The sequence below is a fragment of the Bradyrhizobium sp. USDA 4541 genome, assembly GCF_024171085.1.
GTDB classification, from domain to species: domain Bacteria; phylum Pseudomonadota; class Alphaproteobacteria; order Rhizobiales; family Xanthobacteraceae; genus Bradyrhizobium; species Bradyrhizobium australafricanum.
This window is the reverse complement of sequence record NZ_JALJZF010000001.1, coordinates 2,361,085-2,378,389: the sequence shown is the minus strand read 5'-3', so window position 1 is coordinate 2,378,389 and position 17,305 is coordinate 2,361,085. Positions and strand designations below refer to the sequence as shown.

The 17,305-nt window shown below is 61.4% G+C and carries 15 protein-coding genes; 9 read left to right on the top strand and 6 right to left on the bottom strand.

From position 1 onward, the window contains the following. Positions 1-580 precede the first annotated feature (580 nt). Complete coding sequence (locus J2R80_RS11070; RefSeq protein WP_253638569.1) at positions 581-3,637, bottom strand: autotransporter outer membrane beta-barrel domain-containing protein; 3,057 nt, start codon at positions 3,635-3,637, stop codon at positions 581-583. 160 nt (positions 3,638-3,797) lie between these two features. Further along, positions 3,798-4,124 carry a hypothetical protein gene (locus tag J2R80_RS11065; protein ID WP_253638568.1) on the bottom strand — a complete coding sequence of 109 codons (327 nt, stop codon included), beginning with the start codon at positions 4,122-4,124 and terminating at the stop codon, positions 3,798-3,800. Between the two features lie 154 nt (positions 4,125-4,278). Here J2R80_RS11065 and J2R80_RS11060 point away from each other — a divergent pair, with 154 nt between their 5' ends. Beyond that, positions 4,279-4,731, top strand: coding sequence for a hypothetical protein (locus J2R80_RS11060; RefSeq protein ID WP_076827284.1), 453 nt, complete (start codon positions 4,279-4,281; stop codon positions 4,729-4,731). A gap of 364 nt (positions 4,732-5,095) precedes the next feature. Here J2R80_RS11060 and J2R80_RS11055 read toward each other — a convergent pair whose 3' ends face one another. Beyond that, complete coding sequence (locus J2R80_RS11055; protein ID WP_057017678.1) at positions 5,096-5,584, bottom strand: MarR family winged helix-turn-helix transcriptional regulator; 489 nt, start codon at positions 5,582-5,584, stop codon at positions 5,096-5,098. Between the two features lie 249 nt (positions 5,585-5,833). On the opposite strand from J2R80_RS11055, the gene ectA reads away from it, so the two are divergent. The 8 genes from ectA (at position 5,834) to J2R80_RS11015 (ending at position 13,170) form a co-directional block, all read left to right on the top strand. Further along, a complete protein-coding gene (gene ectA / locus J2R80_RS11050; RefSeq protein ID WP_225160841.1) occupies positions 5,834-6,379 on the top strand; it encodes a diaminobutyrate acetyltransferase in 546 nt (181 codons plus the stop codon). A gap of 4 nt (positions 6,380-6,383) precedes the next feature. Beyond that, on the top strand, positions 6,384-7,712 hold the full coding sequence (gene ectB, locus J2R80_RS11045) for a diaminobutyrate--2-oxoglutarate transaminase (RefSeq protein ID WP_253638567.1): 1,329 nt from the start codon (positions 6,384-6,386) through the stop codon (positions 7,710-7,712). 15 nt (positions 7,713-7,727) lie between these two features. Then, positions 7,728-8,141, top strand: a complete 414-nt coding sequence (locus J2R80_RS11040) for an ectoine synthase (protein ID WP_076827282.1) — start codon at positions 7,728-7,730, stop codon at positions 8,139-8,141. Positions 8,142-8,206: 65 nt separating this feature from the next. Further along, complete coding sequence (thpD, locus tag J2R80_RS11035) at positions 8,207-9,085, top strand: ectoine hydroxylase (protein WP_283812345.1); 879 nt, start codon at positions 8,207-8,209, stop codon at positions 9,083-9,085. After that, complete coding sequence (locus J2R80_RS11030; protein ID WP_253638566.1) at positions 9,082-9,534, top strand: hypothetical protein; 453 nt, start codon at positions 9,082-9,084, stop codon at positions 9,532-9,534. The genes thpD and J2R80_RS11030 overlap by 4 nt, the downstream gene beginning before the upstream one ends. A gap of 20 nt (positions 9,535-9,554) precedes the next feature. Next, positions 9,555-10,805, top strand: a complete 1,251-nt coding sequence (locus J2R80_RS11025; RefSeq protein WP_141342790.1) for an MFS transporter — start codon at positions 9,555-9,557, stop codon at positions 10,803-10,805. Beyond that, complete coding sequence (locus tag J2R80_RS11020) at positions 10,802-12,118, top strand: MFS transporter (protein ID WP_206601512.1); 1,317 nt, start codon at positions 10,802-10,804, stop codon at positions 12,116-12,118. The genes J2R80_RS11025 and J2R80_RS11020 overlap by 4 nt, the downstream gene beginning before the upstream one ends. Positions 12,119-12,227: 109 nt before the next feature. Further along, positions 12,228-13,170, top strand: a protein-coding gene (locus J2R80_RS11015) for an IS630 family transposase (protein ID WP_253638565.1) whose coding sequence is annotated in 2 segments (ribosomal slippage) — positions 12,228-12,566 and positions 12,568-13,170 — 942 coding nt in all. Because the reading frame shifts where the segments join, the coding sequence is not laid out codon by codon here. A 222-nt stretch (positions 13,171-13,392) separates the two neighbouring features. Here J2R80_RS11015 and J2R80_RS11010 read toward each other — a convergent pair. The 3 genes from J2R80_RS11010 to J2R80_RS11000 form a co-directional block, all read right to left on the bottom strand. Next, a complete protein-coding gene (locus tag J2R80_RS11010) occupies positions 13,393-14,127 on the bottom strand; it encodes an AMP-binding protein (protein WP_076827272.1) in 735 nt (244 codons plus the stop codon). Between the two features lie 582 nt (positions 14,128-14,709). Then, positions 14,710-16,116, bottom strand: a complete 1,407-nt coding sequence (locus tag J2R80_RS11005) for a DUF1254 domain-containing protein (RefSeq protein WP_143270850.1) — start codon at positions 16,114-16,116, stop codon at positions 14,710-14,712. Positions 16,117-16,690: 574 nt separating this feature from the next. Beyond that, on the bottom strand, positions 16,691-17,236 hold the full coding sequence (locus tag J2R80_RS11000) for a hypothetical protein (RefSeq protein WP_143270848.1): 546 nt from the start codon (positions 17,234-17,236) through the stop codon (positions 16,691-16,693). Positions 17,237-17,305 lie beyond the last annotated feature (69 nt).

Below are 17,305 nucleotides of genomic sequence, written 5' to 3'. Positions count from 1 at the left end.
CGCCCCGAAGCCACGACGCGCTGTATTGAGCATGCATCTTGTGCCAGCGTGGCACGCAGTTGAACCAACGGAACGAAGCACGTTCAGCGGGATTGGTTGGGACACCCTTGCAAGGAGTCCGGATATGCGACCAACCAAGGCTTTGCTGGTTCTCAGCTTCATCGCATCTGCAGCAATGATACTCCCTTATGACGCCCAAGCCCGGCCCAGAGGAGCCGGCGCTCGATCGGCTCACTTCCACGGCGGAGGAATGCGGCCTGGTTGGCACGGCGGCGGCACGCGATGGCATGCCGGCGGTTGGCACGGCGGCCGCGCACGTTGGGCCGGCGGCGGCTATTACCGCGGTGGCGGTTACTATCGAGGCGGTTGGGGCGCCGGAGCTGCCGCAGCCGGTTTGGCTACTGGCGCAGCCATCGGAGCCGCGACGGCCTACAACTCCTGCTATCAGACGCGAAACGTGTGGAACGGTTACGCGTATGTTCAGCAAAGCGTGAGGGTCTGTTAGGCACTTCCTCGTCCGCTATGCCTGCGCGAGTGCGTTTCGCCGACCCTGTCTGGGCCGACGTCACGCCCTCGCGCGCTACCAGTTAACGCGCAGTCCGGCTTTCCCGCCGTAGGAGAAGCCGCCACCGTCGAACCGGCTCTGATAGGAAGCGTTGGCATAAAGCGACGTGGTCGACGTGACCTGTCCGCTGATGCCGGCATTGATCTCGCCCCACAGGCCGCCAAGGCTGGCCTGGAATGGAACGAAGCCGGTGTCCGACGAGAACAACGTTTTCGGGTTACCGAGGGATTCGTTCCACAGGCTCGGACGGATCCAGGCTGTCAGCGTACGCGGACTGTCATCGACCGCCCATGTTCGGCCAAATCGGGCACCGATCCGGGTTGCGAGCGAATCCACGTCCGCAAAGCGGATTTGCGCCGCGATGTCGCTGGCGTCGTTGATGTGGATGTTCTGATACACCAGTTGCGCCTGCGGCTCGATGAAAAAGCCGCCGGCGAACTTGAAGGGATATCCGCCCTCCACCGACGCAGCCCCACCCTGAGCACCGGTCTTGAGCGCCGGAATGCCGCGATTTGCGCTGCTCGTGATGTCGTAGAACGTGCCTTGCAGGATCGAGTCGATGTACCAGCCGGTCGGCCCGAAATGCGTCCAGTAGCCACCGAGCGTGTAGGCGGAGAAGGTGTTGTCACCCTGGCTGCCATCGAAATGGGTGACCCGCCCGCGCGCGCCGCCGATCGCGAAATACGCCCCCGCCTGGTCGCGCGAACCGTCGGGACCGTCGTGTCGATAGACATCCATGCCCGCCTGCAGCGCCAGGAAATCATAGCTGAAGTGCGGTCCGGCTTCGCCACCCAACACGCCAAAGCTGTCGCCCTGATGCACGCCGTTGACCCCAAGCACGCGACCCCATCCGACCCTGGCGTTCTCGGGATTGGCGCGGAAGCGTTCGTCCTCCTCCTCGCCCACGCGTTCATGCAGCGTGTCGAGCAGGCTGCGTCCGTACAACAGCGTCATCGCCGGAATTGCCGCGTAGAGCGAAGTCTCCTCGCGGTAGTCGGGGATATCGCCGCCGCCGCCGTCGGCTCCGCCTCCACCGCCGCCTCCACCGCCACCGCCGCCTCCGCCGCCACCGCCTCCTCCACCGCCTCCACCTCCGCCGCCGCACCTAGGCACGTTGGGCAGATTGGAGCAGTTGATGAGACCGCCACCGCCGCAGGCACGCAGATTGGGATGCGCGACACAGTCGAGGGTGTCGCGCAAATACCAGGCTTGCGGGTTGCTGGAGTCGACGCTCGAACGGAACAGCGAATATTGGTAAGGGCCGGCCAAGACGGGGTGAGACAGGCTGAAGGCACCAGGCGTCGTCGTCGCACCATTGATCGCGTCGACGACGAGGATGCCGTTGCCGGTGGTGAGCGCGCCGCCGCCCGTGGTGTTGCTGATCTTCAGGAACGTGTTGCCGCCTGCCGTGCCGCCATTGATGACGAGCCTGTCCGACGGCGAACCGTCCCTGCCAAGATATGTATTGAGCCCGATGGTGCCGCCCTGGCCGACATAGTTCACCGCCGTCAGCGTCTTGTAGCTCGACAGCTGCGTCGGATCGCCGACAGGGGACGTGAACTGGATGATGCTCGAAGCGTTGATCAAATTGGTGACGTTCGAGTTGCCGGTCATGGTCCAGAGCGAATTGTTTTTCAGCGCGACGCTGGAGGTGCTGCCGGAGTCGGTGAGCGCAACGCCCTGCAGGGTCGAACTGTCCGCGACGAGGTTGAGCGTGGAGCCGCCGCTGACGTTCAGCCATTGATTGTTGTTCGCGACCGCAGTCACGCCGGTCAGGCTTACGCTGCTGATGCCGCCCGGGGCGGCGATCGACGCACCGTTCGGACTGGTCATGGTGACTCCGGAGAGCGTCGCTGCACCGCCACTTATGTTGAGCGCGTTGGCATCGGCTCCATTGGCCGTGAGTGAGCCACCGGTCATGCTCAGCGTACCGCTGCTTGTCACGCCGGCCGCATGGGTGCCTGCGCCTGATGTGGTGACCGTCGAGCTGCCGTCGAGCGTGACGCTGCCCGAATTGTCAGCCTGCACTCCGCGGCCTCCGCTGCTGTTCGGAACCGTTACCGTCACGCCGCTCGCCGTGAGCGTGCTGCCGGTGCCGCTGGCCTGCAGGCCGATCTCGCCCCCGCCGCTGCCCGTCGCGGCGACGCTGCCTCCCCTCAAGGTGATCGCGCCGCCGTCGAGTGCCTTGGCACCGACATCGCCACCGCCGCCGGAAACCGTGACCGCAACGCCGTTTGCCGTGACAGTGCTTCCGGACGATTGCGCCAACAGGCCGGTTTCGCCGCCGCCGTTCCCCTCAACGCTGACAGTGCCGCCGGTCAGCGTGACCGACCCACCGGAGTCCGCGCGCGCGCCAACGTCGTTGCCGCCGCCGCCGGGCATCGAAATGGTTGTACCCGTCGAGCTAATCTGGCTGCCGGCGCCCGTTGCCCACAGGCCGGTGTTGCCGCCACCGCCGACCGCATAGGCGATTGAGCTGTTGAGCAGACTGACCGTCGCCGCGTTGGCCGCCTTCGCAGCGACGTTGTTGCCGGCGCCGTTGAGACCGATGGTGAGTCCTGTCGCGCTGATCTGACTGCCCGTTCCATCAGCGCTCAGCGCAGTTCCTCCGCCGCCGAAGGCCGGATTGATGATCGAACCCGACTGAAAGATGATCTGGCCGCCGCTTTGCGCCGACGCGGCAGTGCTCCAGTTGCCGTTGATGCTCGCCCCGGAACTGAAGATGATCGTACCTGCAGCATCCGCCAAACCACCGATACTGCCGCCATTGAAGGGATTGATGTTGACGTTGTTGGTCGTGATCTGAGCGCTCGAACTTGCGTGAACGGCAGGCGTTCCGGTCAACGTCGTATTCGCGTCGATCGCGCAGCTTCCACTCGTTGCGGAGACAGTCGAATCCGGCGCGACCGTGCAGGACTGAGCCGAGGCCGCATCAACCAGAGCGGCCGACGCAATCAAGGCAAGCGCGGCGAGCCGGAACCGGCTCAGACAGGTCGCGACACATGGTCCCGCCTTATTCCCGAAGAATTGGACCAATGATTGCAGGGCAGCGCGCGTCGACGCCTGTTCCATGCGATTGCGCGCGCAAGATCCAAGGAGAGTCGAGCCGGTAAAGCACTTCATTTGCGCCGCCTTCCAAACCTGTCGTTCTCAACAACGTCAAATTGAAAAGAACGAGTTGTTCGGTCGCGGTGCAAAAGCAGGGGCGGCTACAATTCAAGATCGCAAATCATCATCCGACTATCGGGACGAAGATCAACTCGAATGTGGCGATCCGAAACGCGCGCTGCCGTTTGTTGGCAGTTGATGCTTTCGCATCACACAACTTATGCAGTTCGTGCCAACCGTCGTGCTCTCTCGCGCACGTCCGACGCGACTTGGCGCGGTCATCGGGCAGTTCCGCGATCACGCAACCTTTCATCACTCTGTCCGGATTCGTCGGACGAATGGAATTGCCGTCCCATCGTTTGGGCATTGATCGCAGCATCCTTGCTACGCCGCGACTCCCTGCCGCATCCATGCCGCTTCTGCTGAAGTCGCATTCCAGATCGATCGGCAAGTCACGTCGATTTGATGCCGCGCACGAGATGCACAGGAACCACTTCCGGAGGTTGCATTTGGTTAGGTGCGAGAAAACGGGAACTTGCGGACCTGGCATTCAGTCATGCCAAGCTTCGTAAGTGTCGCAGCAAACCAAATCCAGGGAGCAAGCCATGATGAGTCTAAGAGTTCTTGGCGCGGCTGTGATAGTGGCGTCGGCAGTTTCGAGCCCCGCATCGGCGCAAGCGGTCTTCTCCAACCCGGCCGCCTGTTCATCTCAATTCGCCAGCGCCAACTGCCTCAACCGAGGAGCCGGGAGCCCGTACGACAGCAGGAGGGGCTATTATCAGCGGCGAGCCGCCTATCGCGAACCCGTGGGGCCGGTGGGGGCCGCTGCCGGCGTGGCCGGCGCTGCCGTCGGAACCGCCGCGGCGATCGCGACCGCTCCCTTCGGCGGCTGGCGCAATTCCTACGCCGCATACGGCACCTACGATCGGCCCGCCGCGTATGGCGACTACTATGCGTGGAACGGCGACTGGAACAGTTACGCGTCGCACAACGGCATCGTCTGCAGGCCCGGCACCTTTTTCAAGGGATCCGACGGACTCCAGCACCCCTGCCAATAGGGCTCTTCTGCTCTCAGACTAATCTACAGGCGGCCTGCATGGGCCGCCTGCTCCAGTCCTGCCGGTCGCGTCGACAGCGCCTGCGCGGCTGAAGGATCGTATGCGCCCGAGCTGCCTAGTCGGATCGACGACAATATCCGGCTTCGTCCTCCGCGCTGCGCCGGAACGAGCGCCTGCGCGGAGCGATTGCTGGATGCGCAGCCCACCGATACCGACATTCAGTGCAGGTTTCGATGCGGCCCGAGCTGCTCGTCCGACTCCGCAATCATCCGATCCGACGTCGGCTTCTGATGATATGTCGGCCACTAACCTGCGCGGGAAGATCCGGCTCTGTCGAGCCGTCCACGCAGTCGAGGCAATCGACCTATCTGGGTTGGGATCGATCGATGGCCCCGCTGTCCAGCAATGGCGCGGCATCGATGTTGTGCGCGTCCATCAGCATGGCCAGCCGCTCTACTGCAGCAAGGATCATGGCCTGCTCCCATTGCGGCAACTGGACGAAGCGATCTGTAAACGTCAGGTGAAGCAAGTCGGGTGCGTTGGCCACGATGTCCCTGCCTGCCGGCGTCGCCGTCAGAAGGAACTGGCGCTTGTCGTTTGCGTTACGCTGGCGCTGCACTAGATCGAGCGCCACAAGCCGATCGACGATCGTCGTGATCGTTGCCTGACCGAACTGAAGCGCCTGCGCAATGACACCCGGTGTGGTTTTCTCGCGCGCGTCGATCTCTCGCAACACGAGCCATTGCGATGTCGTAAGGCCGGTCGCAATGGCCAGCTGGCGACTGCCGATCTCAGTTGCCCGCAGCACTCTTCGCAGGGCGCGCAGCGTCAGTGAGGCGATCTCTGATTTCATGTGGCTTTTCTTATAGCTACGGCCGCGCCGAGGCGAATCGTAACCGGTTCCAAGTCAGCCCTTCAAATTTTATTCGGATAACGAAATATCTACGAAGCTTTTGATGTGAGATCTCAAGCCAATTTTCAAGATTTCGCCACTTATTTTCCTATAAGGAAAGCGCTATATATTTCGGAGAATGAAGCGATTAATTCGAAATCTGAAGCAATAGCCGGCCCTCGGGTCGATGCTTTCGGTGGATCCTCGCCAGTGGCTTTCGACGCTGCTCCGGATGTCAACGAAGCGTTCCAGTTGAGAAAGCCGTCGCCCGCTGACGGCCCCGCGGTTACCCGTCTGGTCGCAGCCTGCGCGCCACTGGACTCCAATTCCGCCTATTGCAACCTCCTCCAGTGCACGCACTTCACGGACTCCTGCCTCGTTGCGGAACGTCACGCGCAAATTCTAGGATGGGTTTCAGGTTATCGCCCGCCTTCGGAACCGAACAGCTTCTTCGTCTGGCAGGTCGCGGTCGCGAAGGCGGCGCGCGGCAAAGGCCTTGCTCAGCGCATGATCAACGCGCTGCTGGATCGCCCTTCCGCCGAAAGTGCCAAGTATCTCCTCACCACAGTGACCGACGACAACGCTCCATCCTGGGCATTGTTCAACGGACTGGCCCGCGCGTGGGGCGCTCCGCTGATCCGCAGTGTGATGTTCGAGTGCGACGCGCATTTCGCCGGTAAGCACGCCACAGAGTGGCTGGCCCGCATTGGCCCCCTGCCAAACCGACAGCCCGGAGCCAGAGATCAGGAGAACTGACGACATGACCACAACAACCACACTTGCTCGCCATACACGACCCAAGCCGACCAGCCATATCCCGAACCGATCCATTTACGAACGCCGGGAGTCGGTCGTGCGGAGCTATGCGCGCACCATGCCGCGCCAGTTCAGCCGAGCTGACAATGTCTGGATGTATGATAATCAGGGCGGACGCTATCTAGACTTCCTGTCGGGATGCTCGACGCTTAATTACGGACACAATCATCCCGCGCTGAAGCAAGCGCTGATCGACTACATCTCGACTGACGGCATCACGCACGGGCTTGACCTGCATACCGACGCCAAGGCGGAGTTCCTCGAAACATTCGAGTCGCTGATTCTGAAGTCACGCGGGCTGGACTACCGCGTGATGTTCACCGGACCGACCGGCACTAACGCGGTCGAGGCCGCCATCAAACTGGCCCGCAAGGTGACCGGCCGTGGACTGGTGATCGCTTTCACGAACGGTTTCCACGGCATGACCCTCGGTGCGCTGGCCTGCACCGGCAATGCCGCCAAGCGCACCGGCGCGGGCGTACCACTCAGCCATGTCAGCCACGAGCCTTACGATGGCTATCACGGCCCGGATCTCGACACCGCCGCGCTGCTGGAACGGCGGCTGTCCGACCCTTCCAGCGGGCTCGATGCGCCGGCCGCGATTCTAGTCGAGACGGTTCAGGGCGAAGGCGGTCTCAACACCGCATCGCCGGATTGGCTGCGTGCAATCGCCGATATCGCAAAACGCCACGGCGCACTCCTTATCGTCGACGATATTCAAGCCGGATGCGGACGCACCGGTCCGTTTTTCAGCTTTGAAGGCATGGGTTTTACGCCCGACATCGTCACCATGGCAAAATCGCTGTCCGGCATGGGGCTTCCCTTCGCGCTGACACTGTTCCGACCCGAGTTGGATCAATGGTTGCCCGGCGAACACAACGGCACGTTCCGGGGCAACAATCACGCCTTCATCACGGCCACCGCGTCTCTGCGGAACTTCTGGAAGGATGACGAGTTCGAGCAGGACGTCCAGCGCAAGGGACGATTGCTCGCACGACGCCTGGATGCCATCGCTTCTGGATTCGGCCTTTCGACACGCGGCCGCGGCATGATGCGCGGCATCGACGTCGGGTCCGGTGAAACTGCCGATGCCATCACCAGCGCCTGTTTTGCCGCCGGACTCATCATCGAAACGAGCGGCGCACACGACGAAATCGTCAAGGTGCTTGCACCTCTCATTATCGACGACGCCGCTCTCTCGGCCGGCCTCGACATCATCGAGGAGTCGGTCCGCGCGGTGCGGACCGGCAGCTACGGCATTGCAGCCGAATAACGAAAGGAAAGAACAATGATCGTTCGTCAACTCCGCGACATTCAAAAGACCGATCGTCTCGTCAAATCGAAGGGCTGGGACAGTGCCCGCCTTCTGCTCAAGAGCGACGGCATGGGCTTCTCTTTCCACATTACGACGATGTACGCGGGCGAAGAACTCAAGATGCACTACCAGAACCATCTCGAGGCGGTTTTCATACTGAAGGGAACCGGGACCATCGAAGACCTCGGGACCGGCGAAACGCACAAGCTCGCACCGGGCATCATGTACGCACTCAACAAGAACGACCAGCATATCGTTCGCCCGGACACTGACCTCCTGACGGCCTGCGTGTTCAACCCGCCGGTCACCGGCCAGGAAGTGCACGATGAGACTGGTGCCTATCCGACTGATGTCGAAGCGCCGCGCGAGGCGGCCGTTAACTCCTGAAACAACTGAAAGAGGGAAAGGCATTGACAGACATTTACCCATCCCGTCTCACCTCGGAGGCCCAGATGCTTCCGCGTCTCGATCCCGTTATTCATAGCGACTGGAGCGAGAGCGCACCGCTAACGCGGCAGCAGGCCGAGCAGTTCGATCGCGATGGCTTCCTCGTGCTCAAGGATGTCCTCTCTCCCGAGGAAGTCGACCACCTGCAGACGCAGGCAAAGAAACTGCTATCGAGCCCTAACGGCCTCAATCCGGAAACGATCATCGCCGAGCCGGACAGCCAAGAAATCCGTTCGGTCTTCGAGATCCACTCTCAGAGTAGAGTGATCGGGCGCCTCGCCGCCGACGCACGCTTGTCAGGCATCGCTCAGTTCCTGCTGAACGACAAGGTCTACATCCATCAGTCACGCCTGAACTACAAGCCCGGCTTCGAAGGCAAGGAGTTCTACTGGCACTCCGACTTCGAGACTTGGCACGTGGAAGACGGCATGCCGCGCATGCGAGCACTCTCCATGTCAGTCCTGCTGGCGGAAAATACGCCGGACAATGGCCCCCTGATGCTGATGCCCGGATCGCACCGCGTCTTCCTGACCTGTATTGGGGCGACGCCGGAAGACCACTATCGCACGTCACTGAAGAAGCAGGAGTATGGCGTGCCCGACCGGCAAAGTCTGACCGAGTTGGCGCACCGCCACGGCATCGTGGCGCCGACCGGTAAGGCGGGCACGGTGGTGATCTTCGATTGCAACACGATGCACGGATCGAACGGCAACATCACGCCATTTCCACGCGCTAACGCGTTCTTCGTCTATAACGCCGTGAGCAACCGGCTGCAGGCGCCATTCGGCGTCAAAAAACCGCGGCCGAGCTTCGTTGCCGCGCGCAGCGACCCGAAAGCTCTCGTGCCTCAGCACGGCCCGTTGATGGAGGATGCTCTCGCATGAGCGGTTTTCATAGTGTCGAGAAGATCGGCGGCACATCGATGGCCGCGACTGGCACGCTATTCGACGACGTTCCGATCGCGGAGCGCAAGGGCGAGGACCTTTACAATCGCGCCTTTGTCGTCTCCGCCTGTGCCGGGATGACTGACCTGCTGCTGGAGCACAAGAAGACCTACGAGCCTGGTATCTATGCACGCTTTGTTGCCGATGACGGCGCGGACGGATGGCGTCAAGCGATAGCCGACAGCGACATCGCTTGGCCAGGCTTGGTGTTCGATGCGCTGCGAGCCCTCGATAACGCACGAATCGACGTGATTGCGACGCGGCATCAGATTCGCAATGCTGACGTTCAGTTCGTCGTGACCGTTTGCCACTTCGATGGTAGCGCTAGGGTTCTGCATCGTGTCCCGGTGGAGGCCGACGGGGAAGCGGAAGGCCGGCGCGCGGCCTGACGGCGCGCGTCGCAATCGTCATGCTTGCGGCAATCTCCCCGGTTCGTAGCCTGCTGCTCGCCATCTTTATGCTCATGGCGGGAAGCGGGTTTATGGCGACGCTCCTGAGTTTGCGGCTCGAGCGGGCGGGACAGGGCACGATCGTGATCGGCGCGGTGGCGACCGCCTATTTTGCCGGGCTGGTCGTCGGAGCCCTGCGCTCGGGACGTATCGTCCGGCGCGTGGGACATATCCGCGCCTTTGCGGCGTTCGTTGCGCTTCTCTCCGCGAGCACGCTCGGCTACGCGCAAATCATCCATCCTCTGCTCTGGTCGGGACTGCGGCTGATCGACGGCTTCTGCGTCGCCGGCGTGTTCGTCTGTCTCGAGAGCTGGCTAAACGAACGCGCTGACGCGGCCTCGCGCGGCAGCATTCTAGCGGCCTACATGGTTGCACTATATTGCGGACAGGCGGTGGGACAGTTGCTGCTAGGAGCCAGCGGTGATTTGCCTGCTGTTCCGTTTCAACTAGCCTCAATGCTAATCTCGCTCGCGATCATTCCACTTTGTCTCACACGCAACTCGGCGCCGCCGCCTGCCGAAGCCGCGGCGTTCGGAACCCGAACACTCTTTGCCGCATCTCCCCTCGGTGCTGTCGGAGTAATGACGACCGGCTTGATGTTAGGGGCATTTTACGGATTGGCCGCAGTGCAGGTTCGACGCCTAGGGTTCGATTTATCGCAGACAGCCCACTTCATGATGATCGTGATTCTTGGCGGCGTGATCCTGCAATGGCCGCTCGGACGCATTTCCGACCGCTATGATCGTCGCCAGGTCATCGTGCTCAGTTTCGCGGCAACCCTGTGTATCAGCTTGGTCATCTCCTTTCTCTCGTCGGTCGGCCCGTGGCTGCTGATTCTCGGAACAATGTTTGGTGGCCTCAGCTTTGCGCTCTATCCACTCTGCGTGGCCCATTGCAACGACCGTCTGCACGCCGCACAACGTATCGCCGCAAGCGGACGGCTGGTGCTGCTGTATTCCGTCGGCGCCGCGCTCGGGCCGATCGGTGGAGCAATATTCATGACAGGCTGGAGCAGCGGCGGGCTTTTCCTTTTCATCGCCCTTTGCGCCGGCGGCGCGGCCGCGTTCGGCATGTGGCGGCAGACGGCAACCCCACCTGTTCCTGCACCCGAGCAGCAGGACTTTCAGATTCTTCCACGCACGACGCCGATTGCATCGCTGCTTGACCCCAATACGCCCGACGCAGCGGTGATCGGAGAACAGCAATCGTGAATGCCTCCGTTTCCGCACCTGATCCAACTGCTGATCGCGCCACGTTGCGCCGTGCGATTGCCGCCTCTGCCGTCGGCAATGCGACGGAATGGTTCGACTACGGCATTTATGCGTATGGCGTGACGTACATTTCCGCGGCACTGTTTCCCGGCGACGTCGGGGAAGCGGTGCTTTTTGCGTTGGCCACGTTCGCGATCTCCTTCCTCATACGGCCGCTAGGCGGGATATTCTGGGGATCGCTGGGAGACCGGGTGGGCCGAAAGTCCGTGTTGGCGCTAACGATACTGCTGATGTCGGGCGCGACGCTGTGCGTCGGGCTTATTCCCCCCTACAACAGCGTCGGCTTCTGGGCGCCACTGTCGCTCGTTCTTCTCCGCATCGTACAGGGCTTTTCGACCGGTGGCGAATACGGCGGCGCCGCGACGTTCATGGCCGAGTACGCTCCCGATGACCGACGCGGCTTTTATGGGAGTTTCCTGGAGTTCGGAACGCTGGCCGGCTTCTCGCTGGGCGCATTCCTGATGTTATCTTTCTCGCTCTTTCTGGGTGATCAGGCGATGCACGACTGGGGATGGCGCGTTCCGTTTCTGGTCGCCGCGCCAATGGGCCTCGTCGGCGCGTATCTGCGCGCGAGAATGGAAGATACGCCGGTCTTCCGTGCCCACGAAACCGCAAGCCAGGCACGATCCTCACCAGGCCTGATCGCCCTTCTGGCACGTCACCGGCGTCCTATGCTCGTCGTCGGCGGCCTGGTGGTTGCGCTCAATGTCGTCAATTATACGCTGCTCAGCTACATGCCAACCTATCTTCAGAGCCGCATCGGCCTGTCGCCGGATGAGGCGCTTGCGGTGCCGCTCCTCGGCATGCTGTTCATGATGCTGTTCCTGCCATTTGCTGGCCGGCTCTCGGACCGAATCGGGCGCCGTCCGATGTGGAGCTTCTCCCTGATCGGGTTGTTTCTGCTGGTGGCCCCTCTCTACATGCTCATGGGCACGGGCCTCGTCGGCGCCTGTGTCGGCTTCATTCTGCTCGGGCTGCTCTACGTACCGCAACTCGCGACCATTTCGGCGACTTTCCCGGCCATGTTTCCCACCCATGTGCGTTTCGCCGGCTTCGCCGGCGCTTACAACATTTCGACATCCATTTTTGGCGGCACGGCGCCGGCAATCAACAGCGGCCTTATCTCTGTTACCGGGAACGAGCTGATGCCGGCCTATTACATGATGGCTACATGCGTTGTTGGGCTGATCGCGCTGCGCTTCATGCCGGAGACAGCCGGACGGACTCTTTATGAAGATCCTTTCGCGCGATAGGCCTAGCTAGAGCGGTTTCCAGTTGAGGTGAATCGGAACAGTCAAAGGGGATTCCCACGGGCACGCAAATCAGATTCGGTGTTGCCCGCGACAACATGCGGGGCATGCGATGGCGAAGGGATACTCCAAGGACCTCAGGGTGCGTGCGGTTGAGCTTGTTGAGTCCGGCGAAAGCGCACGTGAGGCTGCGCGCATTCTCAATCTCGGCGCTTCGACTACGATCCGATGGATGGATCGTTGGAGGAAGACCGGAAACGTTGAGGCCAAGCCCGGCACCGGGCACAGCCGCTCGCCGTTGGAGCAGCACAAGCAGTGGCTGATCGAGCTGATCGCCGCGGAGCCGGACCTGACGCTCGAGGAGATCCGCGCGCGTCTGCGCTCTCAGAGAAAGCAAAAGGCCGGCATCGGTTCGATCTGGCGTTTCTTCGACCGTCACAGCATCACCTTCAAAAAAAACACTGCACGCCGCCGAGCAGGATCGACCTGACGTCGCTGCCGAGCGTGCCGCGCTGAAAGCCGAGCAGCCCAAGCTGCGTGCACCGCGCCTCATCTTTATCGACGAGACTGCGGTCACGACGAAGATGGTCCGGCACTATGGGCGCTCTCCTCGCGGTGAGCGCCTCGTCTCTGGCGTGCCCCATGGTCACTGGAAGACGCTGACGCTTGTCGCCGCGCTGCGCATCGATGGCCTCACGGCGCCCTATGTCATCGACGGTGCAATGGATGGGCCCTCGTTCCTGGCTTATGTCGAGCAAGTCCTGGCGCCGACCTTGCGCAAGGGCGACATCGTCTTAATGGACAACTTGCGCACTCACAAGATCGCCGGTGTCCGCGAGGCGATCGAGGCTGTCGGCGCCCGCGTGCGTTATCTGCCGGCCTACTCGCCCGACCTCAATCCAATCGAACAGGCCTTCTCCCGGTTGAAAGCTGCGCTGCGCAAAGGCGCCACCCGCACGGTCCAAGCCCTGCTCAAACTCATCGGCAAACTCGTCAAGTCGTTTGCGCCGCAGATGTGTGCCAACTACTTTAGGCATGCTGGATACACCAGATGATCCACATCATGTGGAAAATGCTCTAGCACGCCAAGCTTCCGAGGCCGAGGAACGGCTGGAGCGCCTTTATGCGGCCATTGAGAGCGGCGCTATCGATGGTACCGATGGATCCGGATCCCCCAAGAACCGGATCGCCGCGTTGATGGCAAGCCGGGGTAGGGCCGTTGTGGCTCTCCATTATGCGAAGAAGTTCGCTATCGATCGGTTCACCCGCCTGATGCGTCAGCAACTCGTGACCTCACGGCCCGGCTCGGTCGCCTCCGGCAAAAACGCCTTGAACTGCTCGGTGTTGGCGACCAGGTTGCGGTGGCTCAAGATCGCGCCCTTCGAGAGGCTGGTGGTGCCGCCCGTGTACTGGAAGAAGACGATGTCATCGCCGCCGAGTGCTACCGGATCGAGCCGCAGCCGCGCACCCTCGGCGAGCACGTCGGCGAGGCGCAGCGTCGAGGTTAGCCGCAGGTCGACCGTCGGAGACGGTATGGCAAGGCCGCTGCAGTCGCCGAGGTCATGAGTGATCACCGTCTTGACCGGAGTCTGATCGATGATCTCGGCGAGCGCCGGGGTGGAGCCGCCAAAAATGACGATAGTCTCGACGCCGGCATCGTTCAATTGGTGAGCAAGCTCGCGTGGTGTGTAGAGCGGGTTGATGTTCACCTGAGCGGCACCCGCGCGCAGGATGCCGAGCGTTACGATCGGGAAGGCGAAGATGTTCGGCGACATCATCGCCAGACGGTCACCGCGACGCACGCCGAGCTTCTGCTGCAGATAGGCCGCCAGGGCGCGCGAGGCGCGGTCGATCTCGGCGTAGGTCATGGCACGGCCAAAGCACTCGAAGGCCGGCATGTCGGCGAAGCGCTCAACCGCGGCGTCGAAGAGCGCGACGACCGAGGGATAGGCGTCATCGTCGATCTCTGCGGGGACGCCGGGCGCGTAGGTCTTGATCCAGGGCTTGTTCATCGGGAATTCCTCCCAACCCCCTCGGGGACAATGCGACTTGTTATGGTTGGCGCTGGCTCGACTAGGACGCCTTGTCTTGCCTCGGCAGGATGGCCTCAGGCTCGATCGCCTCCTCGGACTTCGCTCGGGGCGCCGCCGTGGTCCTTGCGTCGCATGGAGCGGATGCTCTGTGCTTGTGACGGCGCGATCGGAATTTGATATCGCGCGACAATCGAGACGGCCCGGCAAGGTCCAATGGATTGCCCGGGATCAAGGTTCACTGCAGCGGCAGCGCGCGCGACCCGTATGCGAAGCGATCGAAGTCGCATACAACGGTGCAGTTCCTGAGATACGCTCTAACAGCTCAACAACTTAGCGCTGGCGGACCGCGAACCATGGTCGCAGAAATCTATATTCTGCGACGGAGCAAGCGCCGTGCTCATCACAACAGCAACAGCGACCGTCGAGAACGATTCACTCGATGATGCCGCCGGTCTCGTTGCCCTCGCGACGATGACGTGGGTAGAAACCGCAACGCTCGCAAAAGTCGCCCCGGCAGCTCGTCGCTGCCGGGTCCAAGTCGAAACTGATTGCCGCCTTCGGTCAATTGACCTTGACTACTTTCGGCGGCGTCCAACTGCCGTTGAGGATCGAGGGACTGGTTTCCTGCGGCCAGTACATGCGCAACATCAGGTTGAAGTCGCCCTTGGGAGCCGGCAACCAATTGGCTTCCTTGTCTTTGCCCGGCGATTCGGTCTGGAAATAAAGCGTGACCGTGCCGTCTGCGTTCTTCTTCAGATCGTCGCGCGGGCTGACTGTGAATTTGTTCAATGCGTTCGGAACGAACCACCAGCCCTGGTCGATTTGATACATGGTGATCGACCAGAAGCCCTTCACCGGCGGCTCCTGGCCCTTTGCAAAGGTCACCGTATACTTGTTCGCACCGTTGAGAGAGGCACCGGCACTATCCACCATGGTATAAGGATAGACCGCGTCCTCCTGCACGTTCGAAGGCCAGCCGAAGGCCGCCACGACCGCGCGCTTCATGTAGTCGGTGCCGAAATCGCCAAGGCCCTTGGTGATCAGCCAGCCATCGACGATCTGGCCGAGGCTCTTTTGATTGTCGCCAATCTTCTTTAAGGCCTCCTGAGGGAGGTCCTTGAGGGCCGCCTGCGTCTGGGCGTCGAACTTGCCCATGTCAAAAGCTTCGCACGGCTTCAGGCCGATCCGCGCCATCTTCTCAACAATCGGCGCGTCGGCGGCAACGGGCGGGGCGTCCTTGCACATCAGGCTGGCGAGCATGTCGAAATAGCCCTTGGTCCCCATGTCGAGGATGACCTTCTGCGGCTTGTCGGTCATCGAGAAGGGCGGGTTCGGATTGAGCGGCGCGGACTTGGGTTTGTAGTCGGTGCCCCAAGCGGAAAGCGGCGTGACTTTAAGCTGTGCCTGTAGACCGTTCACCGCCTTGTAGTCCGCTTCCGTCCCGTTAGCGTAAGTGCGCCCGAGGATGACCATGTAGCGGGTCTCGACCGGCACATGGACCATCCCTTTCGGCACCTCACCCTTCCAGTCCGAGCGCGTCAGCAGATAGTTCGCCGCGCCCTGGCCGGCGGTCCGGCTGCCCTTCGAGGCAAAGTCGACCATCCACAGGTTGTACATGGGAAACATGTAGAAGCGGCCGTCTGGCATCGCCGGATGGCTGAAGACCTGCGGCTCCGACACGTCGATCCAGGCGATCGAATAGAGCGTGTCAGCATTGGGGGCCGAGACGCCGCGATAGTCCGCCGGCGGATAACGCGGCACGTTGAGGAACTGGGCTAGCGGCGACTTCAGTTCTTTCAGCGACACTTCGGCCGTGTGGGTCATCTGCACCCGCGTGACATCGGTGGTGATGAGCGAATAGCCGTAGACATAGGCATCCATGGCGATGCCTTTCACCTCGTCGGCTGTCAGTGCGAGCGCCGGCCCCGAACTGGCTACAAGTCCGGCAGCGAGCACCAGGCTCGCCATTCTTTTGCAATTCATTAAAATGCTCCAGCTTTCTGTTGTATTCCATCAAGGCACGGCCGCTCCCGGCACTCGGAAGGATACTTCATTCAATCCGCTCTGCAGGCTATGCAATTTCGGCAGAGGCCTCGATTGTTCGCGCTGAGCGCGACCGAGTTCGTGGTCCCCGCAGTTAAGCGGCTTTCCTGGGACGAGAACGAGAGCTGCTGCCTGACAGTTGGATGCGCGCCTATCCTTGGTCGCCGACGGAGGGGCGCATTTCCAAATGCCCTTTCCCAAACGAACAACGGAAGCCGGCCGCAGTATCTTAGATTTCACTGGTAACGTCTGGCTTGAGCCAACCTCGATATGGCGGAATCAAAATGCCGTATCAAGCCGTCGAAATCGTCCGCTCAATGACAAATCATTGGCATACCTGAATAGATCCAAAGTGCACCAGCGGCGATTCCACTGAACCATGCAATTACCAGCCAGCGCCTTTCATGCCGCAACCATGCCGCAAGACGTGATTGCTTTGTTGTGCGACGGCATGAAAGGCTGGACATATTATCGAACCGCCACCGGTCAGCTTGGTGTGTCATCGAAATTGGGCCGACGCTCTGCGGATGCCGGCGAACGAATAACAAACGCCAACCACATAGACGGCTATGCTAAGTCCCTGCGCCGCGAGCCACAGATTCTTTCCGGTCGGAATCGCATGGTAATAAAAATTCGGCCAGAAATAATTGCAAATCACATAGCCCGCAGCAGCGGATACGAGCGTTGCGATCAGACCGAATGAGCACAGCACGGGCGCAACGCGCTCGTGACTGGAAATATTCGCCGACGCGCCCTGCCGATTGATGGCCTGATAGCAAAAGCCGATTGCAACCATGCCAAGGCCGCCTGTCTTGAGAGTCAATTCCGCCAGCACCGCCGGACAACCCCACCAGAGCGTAATGTTTCTCAGGAAGTCCGGCCCCACGTCTCCGGCTATGGCACCGTACATGTAATGCGCGATCGGGATAAAGCCCGTCAAGAATCCTGTGATGAACAGCCCGAGACCCCAGCGGATGAAATTCCAGCTTAGTGTCGCGGGCGTGACAGCGGCTTGGCCGTCTATTGCAATGGTCGCGTTGCTCATTCCTACCTCCATTTTGTGGCGCGAGTTACCGGTCCCCCACTCTCATCATGCGTTCAAGGTTATTCAACC

Excerpts from the sequence above, each read along its gene's own strand:
- thpD (WP_283812345.1), top strand. The coding sequence starts at position 8,207 with ATGCTTCCGCGTCTCGATCCCGTTATTCATAGCGACTGGAGCGAGAGC.
- J2R80_RS11010 (WP_076827272.1), bottom strand. The coding sequence starts at position 14,127 with ATGAACAAGCCCTGGATCAAGACCTACGCGCCCGGCGTCCCCGCAGAG.
- ectB (WP_253638567.1), top strand. The coding sequence starts at position 6,384 with ATGACCACAACAACCACACTTGCTCGCCATACACGACCCAAGCCGACC.
- J2R80_RS11030 (WP_253638566.1), top strand. The coding sequence starts at position 9,082 with ATGAGCGGTTTTCATAGTGTCGAGAAGATCGGCGGCACATCGATGGCC.
- J2R80_RS11055 (WP_057017678.1), bottom strand. The coding sequence starts at position 5,584 with ATGAAATCAGAGATCGCCTCACTGACGCTGCGCGCCCTGCGAAGAGTG.
- J2R80_RS11040 (WP_076827282.1), top strand. The coding sequence starts at position 7,728 with ATGATCGTTCGTCAACTCCGCGACATTCAAAAGACCGATCGTCTCGTC.
- J2R80_RS11025 (WP_141342790.1), top strand. The coding sequence starts at position 9,555 with ATGCTTGCGGCAATCTCCCCGGTTCGTAGCCTGCTGCTCGCCATCTTT.
- J2R80_RS11070 (WP_253638569.1), bottom strand. The coding sequence starts at position 3,637 with ATGGAACAGGCGTCGACGCGCGCTGCCCTGCAATCATTGGTCCAATTC.
- J2R80_RS11000 (WP_143270848.1), bottom strand. The coding sequence starts at position 17,236 with ATGAGCAACGCGACCATTGCAATAGACGGCCAAGCCGCTGTCACGCCC.
- J2R80_RS11060 (WP_076827284.1), top strand. The coding sequence starts at position 4,279 with ATGATGAGTCTAAGAGTTCTTGGCGCGGCTGTGATAGTGGCGTCGGCA.
- J2R80_RS11005 (WP_143270850.1), bottom strand. The coding sequence starts at position 16,116 with ATGGCGAGCCTGGTGCTCGCTGCCGGACTTGTAGCCAGTTCGGGGCCG.